This is a genomic window from Salinibacterium sp. ZJ70 (assembly GCF_011751865.2).
Classification (GTDB): Bacteria; Actinomycetota; Actinomycetes; order Actinomycetales; family Microbacteriaceae; genus Homoserinibacter.
On sequence record NZ_CP061770.1, the window covers coordinates 2,258,718 to 2,275,245 of the forward strand.

Annotated in this window: 12 protein-coding genes; 6 read left to right on the plus strand and 6 right to left on the minus strand. The window is 67.8% G+C overall.

The window, feature by feature from the left end; translation table 11 throughout:
• Positions 1 to 16 precede the first annotated feature (16 nt).
• The 6 genes from HCR12_RS10720 to HCR12_RS10745 all read left to right on the plus strand — a co-directional run bounded on the left by HCR12_RS10720 (position 17) and on the right by HCR12_RS10745 (position 6,374).
• Positions 17 to 1,339, plus strand: a complete 1,323-nt coding sequence (locus HCR12_RS10720; RefSeq protein ID WP_166866254.1) for an O-antigen ligase family protein — start codon at positions 17 to 19, stop codon at positions 1,337 to 1,339.
• A complete protein-coding gene (locus tag HCR12_RS10725; protein WP_166866257.1) occupies positions 1,336 to 2,646 on the plus strand; it encodes an O-antigen ligase family protein in 1,311 nt (436 codons plus the stop codon). The genes HCR12_RS10720 and HCR12_RS10725 overlap by 4 nt, the downstream gene beginning before the upstream one ends.
• Positions 2,647 to 2,726: 80 nt before the next feature.
• The gene (locus tag HCR12_RS10730) at positions 2,727 to 3,338 is read left to right on the plus strand and encodes an acyltransferase (RefSeq protein ID WP_166866259.1); all 612 of its coding nucleotides are present in this window, start codon (positions 2,727 to 2,729) and stop codon (positions 3,336 to 3,338) included.
• Positions 3,335 to 4,414 carry a DegT/DnrJ/EryC1/StrS family aminotransferase gene (locus HCR12_RS10735; RefSeq protein ID WP_166866261.1) on the plus strand — a complete coding sequence of 360 codons (1,080 nt, stop codon included), beginning with the start codon at positions 3,335 to 3,337 and terminating at the stop codon, positions 4,412 to 4,414. Before HCR12_RS10730 ends, HCR12_RS10735 begins: the two co-directional genes overlap by 4 nt.
• On the plus strand, positions 4,414 to 5,394 hold the full coding sequence (locus tag HCR12_RS10740; protein ID WP_166866263.1) for a Gfo/Idh/MocA family protein: 981 nt from the start codon (positions 4,414 to 4,416) through the stop codon (positions 5,392 to 5,394). Before HCR12_RS10735 ends, HCR12_RS10740 begins: the two co-directional genes overlap by 1 nt.
• Before the next feature lie 17 nt (positions 5,395 to 5,411).
• Complete coding sequence (locus HCR12_RS10745; protein ID WP_166866265.1) at positions 5,412 to 6,374, plus strand: class I SAM-dependent methyltransferase; 963 nt, start codon at positions 5,412 to 5,414, stop codon at positions 6,372 to 6,374.
• A 115-nt stretch (positions 6,375 to 6,489) separates the two neighbouring features.
• Here HCR12_RS10745 and HCR12_RS10750 read toward each other — a convergent pair whose 3' ends face one another.
• From HCR12_RS10750 to asnB, 6 genes are all read right to left on the minus strand, one after another.
• The gene (locus HCR12_RS10750) at positions 6,490 to 9,831 is read right to left on the minus strand and encodes a hypothetical protein (protein ID WP_191412333.1); all 3,342 of its coding nucleotides are present in this window, start codon (positions 9,829 to 9,831) and stop codon (positions 6,490 to 6,492) included.
• Positions 9,832 to 9,971: 140 nt separating this feature from the next.
• Positions 9,972 to 11,153, minus strand: coding sequence for an L-2-hydroxyglutarate oxidase (lhgO, locus tag HCR12_RS10755; protein WP_166866270.1), 1,182 nt, complete (start codon positions 11,151 to 11,153; stop codon positions 9,972 to 9,974).
• Positions 11,150 to 12,304: a glycosyltransferase family 4 protein gene (locus HCR12_RS10760; RefSeq protein WP_166866272.1), complete on the minus strand. Its 1,155-nt coding sequence runs from the start codon at positions 12,302 to 12,304 to the stop codon at positions 11,150 to 11,152. Before HCR12_RS10760 ends, lhgO begins: the two co-directional genes overlap by 4 nt.
• Positions 12,304 to 13,176, minus strand: a complete 873-nt coding sequence (locus HCR12_RS10765) for an NAD-dependent epimerase/dehydratase family protein (protein WP_166866274.1) — start codon at positions 13,174 to 13,176, stop codon at positions 12,304 to 12,306. Before HCR12_RS10765 ends, HCR12_RS10760 begins: the two co-directional genes overlap by 1 nt.
• Positions 13,177 to 13,183: 7 nt before the next feature.
• Positions 13,184 to 14,587, minus strand: a complete 1,404-nt coding sequence (locus HCR12_RS10770; protein WP_166866276.1) for a glycosyltransferase — start codon at positions 14,585 to 14,587, stop codon at positions 13,184 to 13,186.
• A 40-nt stretch (positions 14,588 to 14,627) separates the two neighbouring features.
• Entirely contained in the window at positions 14,628 to 16,511 is a 1,884-nt protein-coding gene (asnB, locus tag HCR12_RS10775; RefSeq protein WP_166866278.1) for an asparagine synthase (glutamine-hydrolyzing), read from the minus strand.
• Between the last annotated feature and the right edge of the window lie 17 nt (positions 16,512 to 16,528).

Sequence of the window (16,528 nt, forward strand, 5' to 3'; positions counted from 1 at the left end):
GCGCTAGCCTGAGGTCATGCGAACCGCCAGCCGATACCAGCGCACTCTGGCGGGCCTCGGGTTCTTCTCCCTCGCCGCGGGCGACCTGTGGCGCAACCTGCTCGGCTGGTGGGGCTGGGGGGCCGTCATCGGTGCGCTGCTGGCGCTCTCGATCGTCGAGCTCGTTCGCACTCGCACCGACATCCGTCGGGTTCCGCTGACGCTCAAGGTGTTCCTGGGCCTCGCAGTGCTCTCAATCGCGTGGTCGGCGTACCCCGGCGCCTCGGCGATCGGCTCGCTCGTGACCATCGCCACCGCCGCGGGCGCGCTCTTCTTCGCGGCATGCTTCACGTGGGACGAGATCCTCGAGGTGTTCAGCTCGGCGATCCGCTGGGTGCTCGGGCTCTCCCTGCTGTTCGAGCTCGTCGTCGCCACGATCATCCGCCGCCCCGTGCTGCCGCTCTGGGTGGACTACAGCGACCTCGAGAAAATCCCGATGGCCTTCTACTGGTCTCGCAATCTGCTGTTCGAGGGCGGCCGCATCCAGGGCGTCGTGGGCAACGCGAACCTGCTCGCGATGGTGGCTCTGCTCGGTCTCATCGTCTTCGTTGCGCGCCTGCTCGCCCACTCGGGCGCCCGCGGATGGGGCTGGTTCTGGATCGGGGCGGCGGTCATCACGCTCGTGCTCACCGGCTCGGCCACCATCATCGCGACGGCCGTCGTCGTCGCAGTCGCCGCGGTGTTCGTGCTCATCGTCCGCGCCACGAGCGGACGCACGCGCCGCGCCGTGATCGTCGGCGGCGTCGGTCTCGCTGTCGTCGGCGGCGCCGGGGTGTACCTCGCCCGCGACGTGCTCCTGTCGCTGCTCGGCCGCTCCCCCGACCTCACCAACCGGCTCACGATCTGGGAGACGGTCGCCGAGCTCGCGGTGCAGCGCCCCGTCGCCGGCTGGGGGTGGGTGAGCTACTGGGCACCGTGGGTCGAGCCGTTCGAGAACCTGCTGACGATCAAGGGCGTCACCTACCTGCAGGCGCACAACGCCTGGCTCGACGTCTTCCTGCAGCTCGGCGTCATCGGCGTGCTCGTGTTCGGCGCCTTCGTGCTCGGCGCATTCCTGCGCAGCTGGGGCCTCGCGATCGAGACCCCTCACCCCCGGATGGGCACCGTGACCCTGCGCTGGCCGCTCGCGATCGCGCCCTTCCTGCTCATGGTGGCGCTCCTCGTGCAGAGCCTCGCCGAGAGCCGGATGCTCATCGAACTCGGCTTCGCCCTCCTGTGCCTCATCGCTATCAAGACCGGCGTGCGCGATTCGGGAACGGCGAACGGGATCAGCGAGCGTTCGAGGTCGGCTCGACCGTGACCCCGGCCGACCGCTTTCGCATCGGAGCCGCGTTTGTCGCGCTGGCGCGCAACCCGCGGTTCGCGGCGGCGCTCGCCACGATCGGGGTCGGTATCTCAGCACTCGGGTTCCTGCTCGTGCGCCTCATGGGCTGGCCCGGCTACCTGGCGGCACTGACACTCGTCATCGCGCTCATGGTCGGCGTGCTGTGGGCCCGCTGGGATGAGATCGAGCACGACGTGCCGCCGCTCTCGCTGCTCGCCTTCCTCGGGTGGGTCGCGATATCGGTCATCTGGAGCGAGTACCAGTGGGTGACGCTCGGCGGCGTCTCCTCGCTCCTCGCCTTCACATTCATCGGGCTCTTCATCGCCCACACGCGCGACACCCTGCAGACGGTGCGCACATGGGGCGATGTGCTTCGGGTCGTGCTCGGCGGATCCCTCGCGATGGAGATCTTCGCTGGCATCATCATCGACACCGCGATCCCGTATCTCAGCATCCAGGCGCGCATCGCCGAGCTCGGACCCATCTCGGGCCTGCTGCAGACGCGCAACCAGCTGGGGCTTCTGGCGCTGGTCGGCGCCGTCACGTTCGCGACCGAGCTGCGCACCCGCTCGATCCGGACGCTGACCGGGGTGCTCTCGCTCGTCGGCGCCGGACTCATCATCGTGTTCACGCGCTCACCCATCATCATCGCCGCAGCTGGAATCATCGCCGTCGCGGCCGCCGTCCTGTACGGTGTGCGGCGCGTGCGGCCCGAGCATCGGCAGGCGTGGCAGTTCACGCTCCTGGGGCTGACTGTCGCACTCATCGTGAGTGCGTGGGCGCTGCGCGGAGCGCTCGTGACGCTCTTCAACGCGGAAGGCGCTCTCACCTACCGACTCAACCTCTGGCAGAAGATCGTCGCGCTTCTGCCCGGCAACGTCATCGAAGGGTGGGGCTGGACGGGTCGCTGGCACGCGGATGTGCCGCCGTACATCGCACTCACCACCAGCAGTCATCGGCCCGCGTCATCCGCCCTCAACGCCTACCTCGACGTGCTCTTCCAGGCAGGCATCGTCGGGCTCGTCATCTTCGTCGGCGTTCTGGGCCTCGCGTTCGTGCGCTCCTGGCTGCTTGCAGGACACCGCCGTTCGATCCTCTACGCGTGGCCCGCGCTCGTAATGATCGCGCTCCTCGTGGTCGCGCTCGCCGAGAGCTCGATCCTCACCGATTTCGGATGGCTCACGTTCACCGTCTGCTGCGTCAGCGCATCACGCGAGCTCAGTTGGCGCAAGGCGCTCTCACCGCCCCCTCCCGTCGACGATCTGCCACACCTCCTGGACTGACACCCTGCGATTCACCCCATTGCGAGCCGCTAAGATGTTCGCGGGCCGCTCGGCCCGATTCCCGATCCGCTGGAGCGCAGATGGCATCGTCCACGTTCGTCCATGAGACTGCGGATGTCTCTCCCGACGCGACTCTCGGCGCCGGATCGAAGATCTGGCACTACGCACAGGTGCGCGAGGGAGCGCGCCTCGGCTCGAACGTCATCGTCGGCCGTGGCGCCTACGTCGGAACCGGCGTCCAGATGGGCGACGGCTGCAAGGTGCAGAACTACGCCCTCGTGTACGAGCCGGCGAAGCTCGGCAATGGCGTATTCATCGGCCCGGCTGTCGTGCTCACCAACGACCACTTCCCCCGCGCGATCAACCCGGACGGCTCCCAGAAGTCGGCATCCGATTGGGAGGCCGTCGGCGTCACGATCGGCGACGGTGCCTCGATCGGCGCGAGCGCGACATGCGTCGCCCCGGTGACGATCGGCAGCTGGGCTCTCGTCGGATCCGGCTCCGTCGTCATCAAGGATGTCCCCGAGTTCGCCATCGTCGTCGGCAGCCCCGCTCGCCGTGTCGGCTGGGTCGGCAAGGCCGGCCAGCCGCTGACCGACGCGGGCGACGGAACCTGGAAGTGCCCCGTCGACGGTTCTCTCTACCGTCAGACGGACGACAACACGCTCATCGAGATGGAGACGTCATCATGATTCCCGCAGCACGCCCCGAGATCGGAATCGACGAGGCGGACGCGGCTCATCGCGTCGTCATGAGCGGCATGCTCGCGCAGGGCCCCGAGGTCGCCGCGTTCGAGCAGGAGTTCGCCGACGAGGTGGTTCCCGGTACGCACGCTGTGGCCGTCAACTCGGGCACCTCTGCGCTGCACATGGCGTTCGTCGCAGCCGGCATCGGCCCGGGCGATGAGGTCATCGTGCCGTCATTCAGCTTCGCCGCGACCGCGAACGCCGTAGGCCTCACAGGCGCGACGCCCGTCTTCGTCGACATCGAGCCCGACACATTCAATGCGTCGCCCGCAGCCATCGAAGCCGCCATCACGGAGCGCACCCGCGCCGTCATGCCCGTGCACCTGTACGGCCACCCGGCCGACCTCCCCGCGATCTCGGCGATCGCCGAACGACACGACCTCCTCCTCTTCGAGGACGCCGCGCAGGCGCACGCCGCCGCCGTCGACGGTCGCCCTGTCGGCAGCTGGGGCGTGGCCGGGTCGTTCTCGTTCTACCCCACCAAGAACATGACCAGCGGCGAGGGAGGCATCGTCACCACGGGCGACGCCGAGCTGGCCCGCGCCGTGCGCGTTCTGCGCAACCAGGGCATGGAGCGCCGCTACGAGAACGAGGTCATCGGCTTCAACACCCGCATGACCGACATCCACGCGGCGATCGGCCGCGTGCAGCTCACCAAGCTCGCCGGTTGGACGGCGAAGCGCCAGCAGAACGCCGAGTTCCTCAACGCGAACCTCGAAGGCGTCGTCGTCCCCACGGTGCGCGAGAACGCCGTCCACGTCTGGCACCAGTACACGATCCGCGTCGTCGACCACGACCGCGACGCGTTCGCTGCTGCGCTCGCCGAGCGCGGGGTCGGCAGCGGCGTCTACTACCCGACGCCCATCCATCGCCTGCCGTCGTTCGGACTCGAGCTCGACCTTCCCGAGACCGAACGCGCGGCGCGCGAAGTGCTCTCGCTTCCCGTGTTCCCGAGCCTCACCGAGGATGAGCTGTCGACGATCGTCGAAGCCGTCAATGCGGTCGCGAAGGCGGGCGCCTGATGACGCTGCGCGCCGGAGTCCTCGGCCTCGGAGTGATGGGACGCAACCACGCCCGCGTGCTCGCCGGGCTCGAGGGCGTGGAATTCGCGGGTGTCTTCGACCCGGCGCCCAACGTCCCCGCGACCGTGCACGACCGTCCCGTAGTAGGCGACCTCGATGCGTTCATCGACCTCAAGCTCGACTACGCGGTCGTCGCGGCGCCCACCGTGTACCACCTCGACATGGCCACGCGCCTCGCGAACGAGGGTATCCACGCCCTCATCGAGAAGCCCGTCGCCTCGACGTCCGAGGACGCCACGGCGCTTCGCGACCTGTTCGCCGAGAAGGGACTCATTGGCGGCGTCGGACACATCGAGCGCTATAACCCCGCCCTGCAGGCGGCGCGCACCCGCATCGAAGACGGGCTCATCGGCGACATCTACCAGATAACGACGCGTCGCCAGGGGCCGTTCCCCGGTCGCATCGCCGATGTGGGTGTCATCAAGGATCTCGCCTCCCACGACATCGACCTCACCGCATGGGTCGCACAGCAGTCCTTCGTCTCCGTCAACGCGCGCACCACCCACCGCAGCGGCCGCCCGCACGAGGACATGGTCGTCGCCGTCGGCACGCTGTCGAGCGGCACCATCACCTCGCACACGGTGAACTGGCTGACCCCGTTCAAGGAGCGTGTCACCATCATCACCGGCGAGAAGGGCGTCCTCGTCGCAGACACCCTGACGGCTGATCTCACCTTCTATATCAACGGCACGATCCAGAACACCTGGGATCAAGCGGCATCGTTCCGAGGAGTCACCGAGGGCGATGTCACACGATTCGCGCTGGAGCGCAAGGAGCCGCTCGTCGCCGAGCACGAGGCGTTCCGAGACTCCGTGCTCGCCGGCTCGCCGCAGGGCATCGTCACGCTCGCCGAGGGCACTCGCGTGGTCGAGATCGCCGAGCAGATGGTAGCCGAAGGCCTGAACTGGCGCCTCACCTGACGCGCCGGCAAGACGATATGAACAGCGCATCCGAGCAGTCGCCCCTCTGGGCGTGCCCACGCTGCCACGCGGAGCTCGACCCGAGCACGCTGGCGACGTCGGGCGACCACACCCTCCCCCTCGAGGCGGCTACGCGCACCGTGCACACGTCGGCGTCGCTCGATCACTACCCCGGGGCGTGCGCCCAGTGCGGCCTCCCCTACGCCAACGTCGGGTCGCGCCGCTTCGCCTATCCGTACCGTCAGCTCCTCGGCACCATCGACCAGAAACGGTTCCTCCGCTGGTCGGCTGCCCAGAACAACGGATTCGTCTCGTACTCCCTCATGAAGGGCAGCTCGTGCTCGGTCGACGGGCGCGAGGACGCACGCCAGTTCGCGGACTTCATCACCGATCGCATCGGCGCCGATACGAAGGTCGCGCTCGACCTGGGCTGCGGCCCGCTCGAGCGCCCCGCGTATCTGCCGGCGCTTGCTGCTGACGCCACCCTCATCGGAGTCGACCCCTTCGAGAGCAGCTGGAACGGCAGCTTCGTCCAGGGAGTCGGCGAGTTCCTCCCGGTTCGCAGCGCGAGCGTCGACCTCGTGATCGCCGCCACCGCGCTCGACCACACGCTCGACCTCGGTCGCTCACTTGCGGAGATCGCGCGCGTCACCCGCTCGGGCGGCGACCTGATGGTGTGGGACCACATCTTCCCGTCCCGCGCGAAGCACCTGCTCAACGTGCTCATCGGGCTCGTGCTACCCTCGCCGCTGTCGTCGAAGATCCGCGACTTCCGCAGCAACTTCATGCGCGAGCGCGTGCGCCTCTACGACAACGGCGTCGTCCTCTGGACGCCGCCCGGATACGCTGACCCGTTCCACGAGCCGCGGTCACGGCGACGGTCATGGCCCCGACGCCTGCATGGGGAGATCACCCGCGCCGGCTTCCGGCTGGCGGGAACCGACGAGACGCTCGGCTTCAGCCACTACGTGCGCGACTGACAGGCTGCGGCTCCGCATCCTCGACCGGAGGGCGCGGAACCGTTCCGGTTCGCGCGCGAAGCGCGGGTGCTCACGCGATGCAATGACACAACGCGCCGCGTAAGCTGTGCGTGCGCTACTGCGCGCCGATGGCGGTCGCGTTGAGGGCGCCCGCCAGGGCGAACCCGAGCGTGCCGTTGCCGGCCACCTGCGCCGTGAGGTACTTCCCGCGATCCGCCGAGACCGCCGTGTACGTGGTCCCGTTCGCACCCGGGATCGCCGTGCACCCGGCGGGCACGGTCGTATAGGCCGTCGTGATCGGCTGGTCGCACCGCAGCCAGTAAATGACGATCGTCGGCGTGGGGCTGCCGGTCCACGAGCCCGTGTTCACCGTCCACACGGAGCCCACGGTCGAGTCGCCCGACACTGTCGGGGCCACAACGTTCGCGGGCAGGGTCGGCGTGGAAGGCGGTGGCGGCGCCGAGACCGCACCCGAGACGATCTGCGTGGAGTTGAGGGCACCCGCGATCGCGAACCCGAGCGGACTGTTACCCGCTACCTGCGCCGTCAGATACTTCCCGACATCCCCCGACGCAGCCGTGTACGACGTCGACGTCGCACCCGGAATCGCCGCACAGCCAGCCGGAACCGTCGTGTACGTCACCGTGATCGGCTGATCGCACCGCAGCCAGTAGATCGCCATCGTCGGCACCGGGTTGCCCGACCACGTACCCGTGTTCACCGTCCACACGGAGCCCACGGCCGCATTACCCGACACCGTCGGCTTCACCACATTCGCCGGAAGCGCAGCAGCAGCAGACACGATCTGCGTGGAGTTGAGGGCACCCGCGATCGCGAACCCGAGCGGACTGTTACCCGCTACCTGCGCCGTCAGATACTTCCCGACATCCCCCGACGCAGCCGTGTACGACGTCGACGTCGCACCCGGAATCGCCGCACAGCCAGCCGGAACCGTCGTGTACGTCACCGTGATCGGCTGATCGCACCGCAGCCAGTAGATCGCCATCGTCGGCACCGGGTTGCCCGACCACGTACCCGTGTTCACCGTCCACACGGAGCCCACGGCCGCATTACCCGACACCGTCGGCTTCACCACATTCGCCGGAAGCGCAGCAGCAGCAGACACGATCTGCGTGGAGTTGAGGGCACCCGCGATCGCGAACCCGAGCGGACTGTTACCCGCTACCTGCGCCGTCAGATACTTCCCGACATCCCCCGACGCAGCCGTGTACGACGTCGACGTCGCACCCGGAATCGCCGCACAGCCAGCCGGAACCGTCGTGTACGTCACCGTGATCGGCTGATCGCACCGCAGCCAGTAGATCGCCATCGTCGGCACCGGGTTGCCCGACCACGTACCCGTGTTCACCGTCCACACGGAGCCCACGGCCGCATTACCCGACACCGTCGGCTTCACCACATTCGCCGGAAGCGCAGCAGCAGCAGACACGATCTGCGTGGAGTTGAGGGCACCCGCGATCGCGAACCCGAGCGGACTGTTACCCGCTACCTGCGCCGTCAGATACTTCCCGACATCCCCCGACGCAGCCGTGTACGACGTCGACGTCGCACCCGGAATCGCCGCACAGCCAGCCGGAACCGTCGTGTACGTCACCGTGATCGGCTGATCGCACCGCAGCCAGTAGATCGCCATCGTCGGCACCGGGTTGCCCGACCACGTACCCGTGTTCACCGTCCACACGGAGCCCACGGCCGCATTACCCGACACCGTCGGCTTCACCACATTCGCCGGAAGCGCAGCAGCAGCAGACACGATCTGCGTGGAGTTGAGGGCACCCGCGATCGCGAACCCGAGCGGACTGTTACCCGCTACCTGCGCCGTCAGGTACAAACCGACGTCGGCAAGCGTGGTCACGTACGTCGCAGAGGTCGCCCCGCTGATGGCGACGCAGCCCGCGGGAACGGTCGTGTAGCCGGTCGTGATCGGTTGCGAGCAGCGAAGCCAGTGGATCGCCATCGTCGGCGTCGGATCACCCACCCACGTTCCCGGGTTCGCCGTCCAGGTCGCGCCAACCTTCGGAGCACCGGAGACCGTGGGCGCGGAGACGTTCACTGGGAATCCGACCGGGCGCTGCGACATGGCGCCCGCGAGCGCGAATCCGAGGGAGTTGTTGCCCGCGACCTGCGCAGTCAGATAGGTGTCGCGATCAGCAGTCGTGACCGTGTACGTGGTTCCGTTCGCCCCCGGGATGACGGCGCACCCCACCGGGACAGTGGTGAAGGTCGCCGAGATGGGCATCTGGCACCGCAGCCAGTAGATCGCGATGGTGGGCGTCGGCGTGCCAGCCCAGCCGCCGGTGTTCAGGGTGAGCGTGCTGCCCACCGCGGCGATCCCGGAGATCGTCGGAACGGCCGTGTTGACGGGCGTGCCGATCGCGCTGGCGTACACACCGCCAGCGGACATCGCGCCGTAGGAATTCGTCGCGGTGACGAGGACCCCGATGAACCTCCCGGCGTCCGAGCCCGTGGTCACATACGTCGGCCCCGTCGCTCCGGAGATCGCCGTGCAGCCTGCGGGGATCTGATCGAGGAACGTCCCAGGCTTGCTCGCGCACGACACCCAGGTCTGTGTGAAGGTCGGGGAACCCGTCCAGGCACCCGCGTTGAGGGTCAGCGTCGAGCCGACGGAGGAGGCGCCGGAGATCGTCGGGCCCACCACTACGTGCGGCTCAGTGATCGACTGCGTGCTGCCGAACCAGGTCTGGTAGAAGTACCAGAAGTTCCGGTTTCCGTACGAAGAGCATGAGTCGCCGATGCCCGGCATGTTGGCCATCGCGGCCGCGTTCGGCTGGTACGGGGTGTAGTTGTAGAGCGCCGCGGTCGCGTAATTCTGGACGTAAACCGCCGAGCTACCGCACGCCGCGTTCGGATGCCATTGGATCTGGTGCACGCCGGGCTGACGCCCGAAACGGCTCGCCTTGTAGGTGTTGAGCTGGAGCGTGCCCGCGTAGACCTGATTCCCAAAGCCGAGCGTCGTCGGCGCACACGGCGCTGTGTCCGGGCACGCATAGCCCATCGCGCGGTCGAGCGCCGTCTGCGAGGGGTTGCGGGCCGTGATGAGCCCCTGCTCCTTGTGCAGAGTGACGAGGATCACCTTGGCGCTGATGCCGCAGGAGGTCTGCGCGCGATAGATGATCGTCGAGGCGAGAAGCGAGGAACCGCCCTCGAATGCTTCACACTTCACGTTCCCGGTGTCAGCAGAGATCGATCGGGCTCGGCTTCCGACGCTGAACGTCATCCCCGCGAGGGCGCTGCCCTTCGCAACGAGGAAGGCCTGGATGTCGCTCTCGCTCATCGCAGTGCGGTCGTAGAACAGCGTGTCACTGATGATCACGCCGGGGTTGAAGTCCGCCGCTGCGACTGCCTCAGCGGGCTCGGGCGCGTCGGCGGACACGAAAACGGCGCTCAGCAGGGTCACCGCCAGCACCGTGCTCACGATACCCCGAATTCGATGCTTCATCGCGTTGCCACGTCTGCTCTCCCGCATGGTTCCCCGCTGTCCTGCCTCCGACGAGGCTCTCTCTATATTGACGGGAGGGCAACCCCTCGGTCGTACGACGCGCCTGTGTGGCGGGGTCAGTCGATGAGGCTCGCGATGTGCGCAGCGATTTCCAGAGCGCTCGTCGCGGCGGGGGAAGGCGCATTGAGAACGTGGATCTGGTTGCGATTCTGCTGGATCACGAAATCGTCGACGAGGCGCCCGTCGCGGCTGAACGCCTGCGCACGGACTCCCGCCCCCGACGGTACGAGGTCGCGGGTGGTGATCTCAGGTACGAGCCGAGCGAGGTCACGCGCGAAGGTCTTCTGGGAGAACGACCGCACGATCTCGTTCATGCCCGTCCCGACGTTCTGTGATGCGAACCTGAGGAAGCCGGGGTAGCTGAGCGTGGCGAACACGTCGCGCGGCGAGATCTTCGTCCACGTGTAGCCCTCGCGCGCGAGCGCCAGCACGGCGTTGGGGCCGGCGTGCACCGCGCCGTCGATCATGCGCGTCAGGTGGACCCCGAGGAACGGCATGTCCGGATCCGGAACGGGGTAGATGAGTCCCTGCACCAGGTGCTTGCTGGAGTCGCTGAGCTCGAAGTACTCGCCGCGGAACGGAACGATCCGCACCTCGGGTGTGAAGCCCGCGAGACGGGCGACCGAGTCACTGTGCAGTCCGGCCGCGTTGATGAGCAGGTCGGAGGTGACCTCGCCGTTGTCGTGGCCGACGACCACCTGGGATCCGGAGTTGCGGATCGAGCGCACCGTGGTGCCGAGGAGCAGCTCCGCGCCATCGGCGGCGGCGAGCTCCGCCAGCTTCGCGGAGACGGCCTTGTAGTCGATGATGCCCGTGTTCTCAACGCGCAGCGCCTTGACGCCGCCGACGTGCGGCTCGAACTCGCGTGCCTCCTCCATCGAGATCAGTCGGCACGTCACGCCGTTCGCCGAGGCCCGCGCGGCGAGGGCGTCGAGACGCGCCACTTGGTCGTCGGCCGTGGCGACGATGAGCTTGCCGTTCTTCTCGTGGGCGATGCCATGCTCGCGGGCGAACTCGGTCATGGAGACGTTGCCGGCGAGGCACATGGTCGCCTTGAGCGAGCCGGGCTTGTAGTACGGCCCGGCGTGGATGACGCCCGAGTTGTGCCCGGTCTGATGCGCAGCCCAGTGCGCTTCCTTCTCGAGCACGGTCACGCCGAATCCGCTCGAAGAGAGGCGGTGGGCGAGGGCGAGCCCGATGATCCCTCCGCCGATAATCGTGACAGTTCTGCGCGTCACTTCTCGTCTCCAGTTCTGTTGTGCTCGGCGCCAAGAGCGCGCCGATAGTCGTTGGCGATGCGGGTGGCGATCTGACGTGGACCGTGCCAGCGCTCTGCGAAAGCGCGGCTCCTCCGCGCATGCTCGAGGAGCTCCGCGCGAGGCATATCAAGTATGCGCCGCAGCGTCTGCGTGATCGTTGTGGGCGTCGCGACGAGGAGCGGCAGCTCTTCGGCCATCCCCGCGGGCAGGTGCACCAGATCCTGCTCGCGAATGTAGGCGACGACCGGCTTGCCGAGCGCCATCGCCTCGAGCGCGACCCCGCCGTACCATCCGGCATACAGCTGGTCGATGACGACGTCGGCGCCGGCGTAGCGTGCGAGCGCCTCGTCGTTGCCGATGCCCTCGATCAGATCGACATCGAAGTCGCGGCCTTCGGCACGCAGCTCGTCGAGGGCCCCGAGGATGAGGTCGGTTCCCTTCACCCGCCGGTTGCTCGGCGCGTGGGCGAACACGAGCCGCTCGTGCTGCTCCTGGGTGTAGGCGGGGGCGATCGCGTCGAGATCGATGTGCCCATACGGCACGAACTCGGCCGACGGCGGGAGCACATGCATGAGGTCGGGGTTGACCGCGTAGATGCCCGCGGCGCGCGCGGCGAGGAACGCGATCTGCCGACGCTTCCGTTCGTCGGACTCGGGGGTGTAGTAGCCCGGCGGAACCTGCGTGGCGATGCTGATCTCGAAGTGTTCGAGCGAGTAGTCGCCCTGCCGCGCGTCGTCGCCCTGATAGTGCACGAAGAACGGGATCCCGCGCATCCGGAGAACGCCGAGCTCGATCCGCTGCAGCGCGCCGAGCGCGAGGTTGACGAGCCGCGCCGCGATGCGTCCAGCAGCGCCGCGGCCGGCCAGCGGAAGCCGCGCCGAGAAGAGCGTGCTGCCGAAGTTGTAGTGCACCACGTCCCAGCGCCCGAATACGTACCGCAGCGCCGCGATCGCCTTCAGCGCCCGGACCGGAGAGGGGAGGCTCTCGTCGGCGATGACGCGGTCAGCCGGATAGTTGAGGTAGTTCTGCGTGATCGTCCAGACCTCGGACTCGATCCCCAGCTGCCGCAGCTGATGACTAAGACCGGAGGGATTGCCCCCGACTGTTGTTGGAAGGTGGAGGACCCGCATCAGCCGCGGATGTCGGCGAGCGCATCACGGAGTGTGATGGTCGGCCGAGCAAGCAGCTCGCTCATCCGGTCGATCGATGCGATCAAGTCGGTGGCCGGTCCCTCGCTCCCCTCAAAGACGGCAGCGCGGCCAAGGTCGCTCGCGAAGATCTCGCCCACCTCGCGCAGCGAGACCACCTGCGGCCCCGCGATGTTGGAGGTGGTGCGTCCTTCGACCGCGGCAGCCGCGATCGTGGCGGCGGCGGCGTCCGCCGCGTGCACCGGGTTGATGCGCATGCCGTGCTCGCCCTGCAGAGTGATGGCCTCGCCGTTGCGCACGCGGTCGTACAGTCGCGGCACGAGCATGCCGCGGGCCTGGTCAGGGCCATAGATGAAGAAGTAGCGCAGGCACGCGGTCGAGAATTCGGAGGCGTAGCTGTTGACGAGGGCCTCGCTCGAGAGCTTGGTGCCGAGATAGAAGCCCAGCTTCTCGGGGCGCTGCACGGGAGCGTCCTCGGTGAGCGGCTCACCCGCCGCGCCCTCGTAGACGCCGCCCGACGAGGCGTACACGAAGCTCGACGCGCCAGCCTTGCCCGCGTAGTCGAGCAGGCCGACGGTCGACGCCACGTTGATCGCGAACGTCGCCGGCGCGCCGCCGGGGAAGTCGCGGAACTCGCGCGCCTGCGCGAGGTGGAAGATCGCATCCACCTGCGCGGGCAGCGCGCTCGAGTCGATCGGCTGTGACAGGTCGCCGCTGTGGAACTGGACGTCGTCGCGGAAGCCCTGCGACGCATCGCGGACGAGTGCGTGGACCTCGACACCCGCATCCGCGAGCGCGTCGACGGTCGCCTTCCCCAGAAGTCCGGCGGCGCCGGTCACCAGTGCAGTCTTCATGCGAGCATCATCCGTTCTCGAGGCGGGAGGTGTTGAGCAGTGCAGCCCAGCGCCCGGGATCCGCGGAACCGGGCGAGTAGGAGCCGTCGATGAGCTGATCGTAGAGCTCGCGCTGGAGGGCGGCGGTGATCGCCGGAGAGTGGCGCTCCAGCAGCCACGTGCGGTAGACGGCGCGCGTCTCGTCGATGACGGTGTCGCGCCCGCGGGCGACCATGTCCTCGAGCACGCCGCTGGTCTGGCGCACGATGTCGTCGGTCGTCGTCGCGTTCAGCCACGGGACGGGGCCGCCGATGAGCGCCTCGCCGATCGGGGCGAGTCCGCGGCTCACGAGGGGCGTACCCTGCTCCATCGCCCGCAGCGCGAGCGCGCCGAAGGCGTCGAGGCCGAACTGGTCCCACACCACGTCGACGTTCGCCATCATCCGCTGCAGGCCGAAGCGCGCCATCGGCGCGATCCAGGCGACGTTGTCACCGACGCGGGCCTTCGCGAGGAACTCCTTCGACTCCGCGAGCTGCAGACCCCACTCGACGGCGACGAGTCCGACGTCGATGCCGCGCTTGCGCAGCTCGACGAACGCGTTGAGCGCCTTGATCGAGCCCTTGTCGTGCTGCTTGCTCCAGTTCTGGCTCGAGGGGAGCAGCACGAGGTGCTGAGAGCGGGTCTGTGCGAGCAGCTCGTCGCGCGCCTCCTGCGACGTGGCGAACGGCACCCGCTCGTCGGGCATGAACGGATGCGGGAGCACCGACCAGCGTCCGGGGACGAGGTCCTCGGCGATCTCCAGCGTGCGCGGGTCGAGGTTGGTGACCCACAGATGCTGCGACGCCTTCACCTGCCGACGGTACGCGTGACGCAGGGCGCGGGAGTCCGCACCGCCGTCGGCGCTCCAGCGGATGGTGCCGTGCTCCAGGTACACCGTGCGCTTGGGTGATCGGGGCATCTTCACCCACGCCAACGAGTCGCCGCCGTAGAGCATGTTGATGTGGTCATCGGGCTCGGTGAGCTCGTTGCGCCGCGCGAGCATCTGCCGATCGCGCAGGTCGAAGATCGGCTCGGCCCAGCGCTTGCCGCGCATGGGGGCGACGAGGTTGCGGCGCACCCAGTCCATCGCCCGTGGAAAGCGGTCGGGGATGATGTGCGCGTCGAGCTCCGCGCCGAAGACCGACGGGGCGGCGATGTCCGAGTACTCGGAGTTGATCGCCACCGCCTCGGGGAACATCGACCAGTCCGGGGAGCTGACCCACTCGGCGGTGGGCACGGCGAAGTCGTGCACCTCCCACGCGGGGGCGGACATGCCGTGGCCGAGCCCGAACATGGAGATCGGAAGGGTCGATTCGATGCCCTCGTAGCGGCGCAACAGACACACGTTGTGGAACGCGTTGTTCGCGGTGTTCCCCAGGTGCCGGACTCTCATAGATGTATCCCTGTCGTTCGGAGGTCGCCTCGACGAGTAGTCAGGCGCTCGGACGGGTCTGAGTCATCCATTCGTGGATGCTCAGCAGGCCCCACACCAGCAGGCGGCGGTTCTCGGCACCGCTCAGGTGCGACTCGAGCGCCACGTTCACGGCGTCGTGATCGAGGATGTCGTAGATGGGGCTCGCGCCGTTCAGCTGACGACGCACGAAGTCGATGCTCTCCCCCTTGAACCAGCTGGCGTCGGGCGACGAGAAGCCCTGCTTTTCGCGACCCGTGACCGACTCGGGGATGTGGCGGGCCATCGCGTCGCGCAGGATCTGTTTGCCGTCCTTTGTGCGCTGGAAGAACTTCTCGGCCTTGGCGCCCGTCTCGTTCTCGTTGAGACGGGTGACCTCGGCGAGGTTGTTGAGCTTGTACTTCACCGGCACGCGCATCGCGAAGTCGACGAGGTCGTTGTCCATGAAGGGAACGCGCGTCTCGAGGCCGTGAGCCATCGAGATCTTATCCTCGACGATGAAGAGACCGTGAAGGAAGGTCTTCGCCTCGAAGTACAGCGACTGGTTGATGTAGTCCTCGGGCCGGTCCAGCGAACCCGGGTCGGCCGGGTAGACGCTACGGAAGACGTCGCGCGTCGAGACGCCGGCGACCTCGTCGAGGATCGGTGAGACGAAGGCCTGCAGCTCATCGGGGCGCGTGAGGCGCTGCCAGTAGCCGTAGTACGCGTCGACGTACTCCTCGAAGCTCGCGTGGTTGGTCGCCCGGTAGTACCGCCACGGGTAGCCGCCGAACAGCTCGTCGCCGCCAGCTCCCGAGAGCACGACCTTCACGAACTTGCTGGCGAGGCTCGCCGCGTACCAGTTCGGGTAGCTCTGGCCGACGCGCGGCTCCTCAAGGTGGTGGTTGAGCGCCGAGATCGACCGCTCCATGTCACCCGACTTCAGGACGACCTCGTACTGCTCCGTCTTGAACACGGCCGACATCGCCTCGGCGGCGGCGCGCTCGTCGAACGAGAGCTCCATGCCCGAGGCGCTGCTCAGGTCGAAGCCGCACGTGAAGGTCTTGAGGTTCGGGATCGACGCCGCAGCGACCGCAGTGATGGAACCGCTGTCCATGCCGCCGCTCAGGTAGCTGCCGAGCTCGACGTCGCTCAGGAGCTGACGGTTGACGGCCTGAGTGAACAGGCGGTCGAGCTCCTCGACGTACTCCGCGTGGGTGCCCTCGGGCGACTCCTCGCGGAAGTCGAAGTCCCAGTAGCGGCTGACGGTGAGTCGCGGCGTGGTCGCTCGCAGGTCGAGGTACCCATACGTTCCCGCCGGGAGGAGCTCGATGTCCTGCAGGAGGGTGCGCTCCGAGATGATGTTCTGGAACGTCAGGTACTCCATGAGCGCCGACTTGTCCATGCGGCGCACGAACGACGACCGGGCGAGGATCGCCTTCTGCTCGGAGCCGAAGGCGAACACGCCGCCCTGCTCGCTGACGTACAGCGGCTTGATGCCGTACCGGTCGCGTGCGAGGAGGAGCTTGCGCTCGAGCGAATCGTAGAACCCGACCGCGAACATGCCGTTGAAGCGCAGGAGCGCGTCGGGACCCCACTCAATGAGGGCGTTCAGCACCACCTCGGTGTCGCTCGTCGAACGGAAGCGATGACCACGCGCCTCGAGCTCCGCGCGGAGCTCTCGGTGGTTGTAGATCATCCCGTTGAACGTGAGCGCGTACCGAGAGTCGCGCGACACCATCGGCTGGTGCCCGAGGGGCGACAGGTCGATGATCGCGAGACGCCGGTGCCCCAGACCCACGTTCTCGTGGATCCAGTGACCTTCACCGTCCGGGCCGCGGTGGGCCAGGGCGTCGGTCATCGCCTGAAGCAGGACAGGCGAGACGCCGTCCCCGTTGAGGTTGACGATTCCGGCGATTCCGCACATGAAGCGGCCCCTCGGGG

Coding starts and splice junctions, on each gene's coding strand:
- HCR12_RS10720 (WP_166866254.1), top strand. CDS start 17: ATGCGAACCGCCAGCCGATACCAGCGCACTCTGGCGGGCCTCGGGTTC.
- HCR12_RS10730 (WP_166866259.1), top strand. CDS start 2,727: ATGGCATCGTCCACGTTCGTCCATGAGACTGCGGATGTCTCTCCCGAC.
- HCR12_RS10735 (WP_166866261.1), top strand. CDS start 3,335: ATGATTCCCGCAGCACGCCCCGAGATCGGAATCGACGAGGCGGACGCG.
- HCR12_RS10740 (WP_166866263.1), top strand. CDS start 4,414: ATGACGCTGCGCGCCGGAGTCCTCGGCCTCGGAGTGATGGGACGCAAC.
- HCR12_RS10745 (WP_166866265.1), top strand. CDS start 5,412: ATGAACAGCGCATCCGAGCAGTCGCCCCTCTGGGCGTGCCCACGCTGC.
- HCR12_RS10760 (WP_166866272.1), bottom strand. CDS start 12,304: ATGCGGGTCCTCCACCTTCCAACAACAGTCGGGGGCAATCCCTCCGGT.
- HCR12_RS10765 (WP_166866274.1), bottom strand. CDS start 13,176: ATGAAGACTGCACTGGTGACCGGCGCCGCCGGACTTCTGGGGAAGGCG.
- HCR12_RS10770 (WP_166866276.1), bottom strand. CDS start 14,587: ATGAGAGTCCGGCACCTGGGGAACACCGCGAACAACGCGTTCCACAAC.
- asnB (WP_166866278.1), bottom strand. CDS start 16,511: ATGTGCGGAATCGCCGGAATCGTCAACCTCAACGGGGACGGCGTCTCG.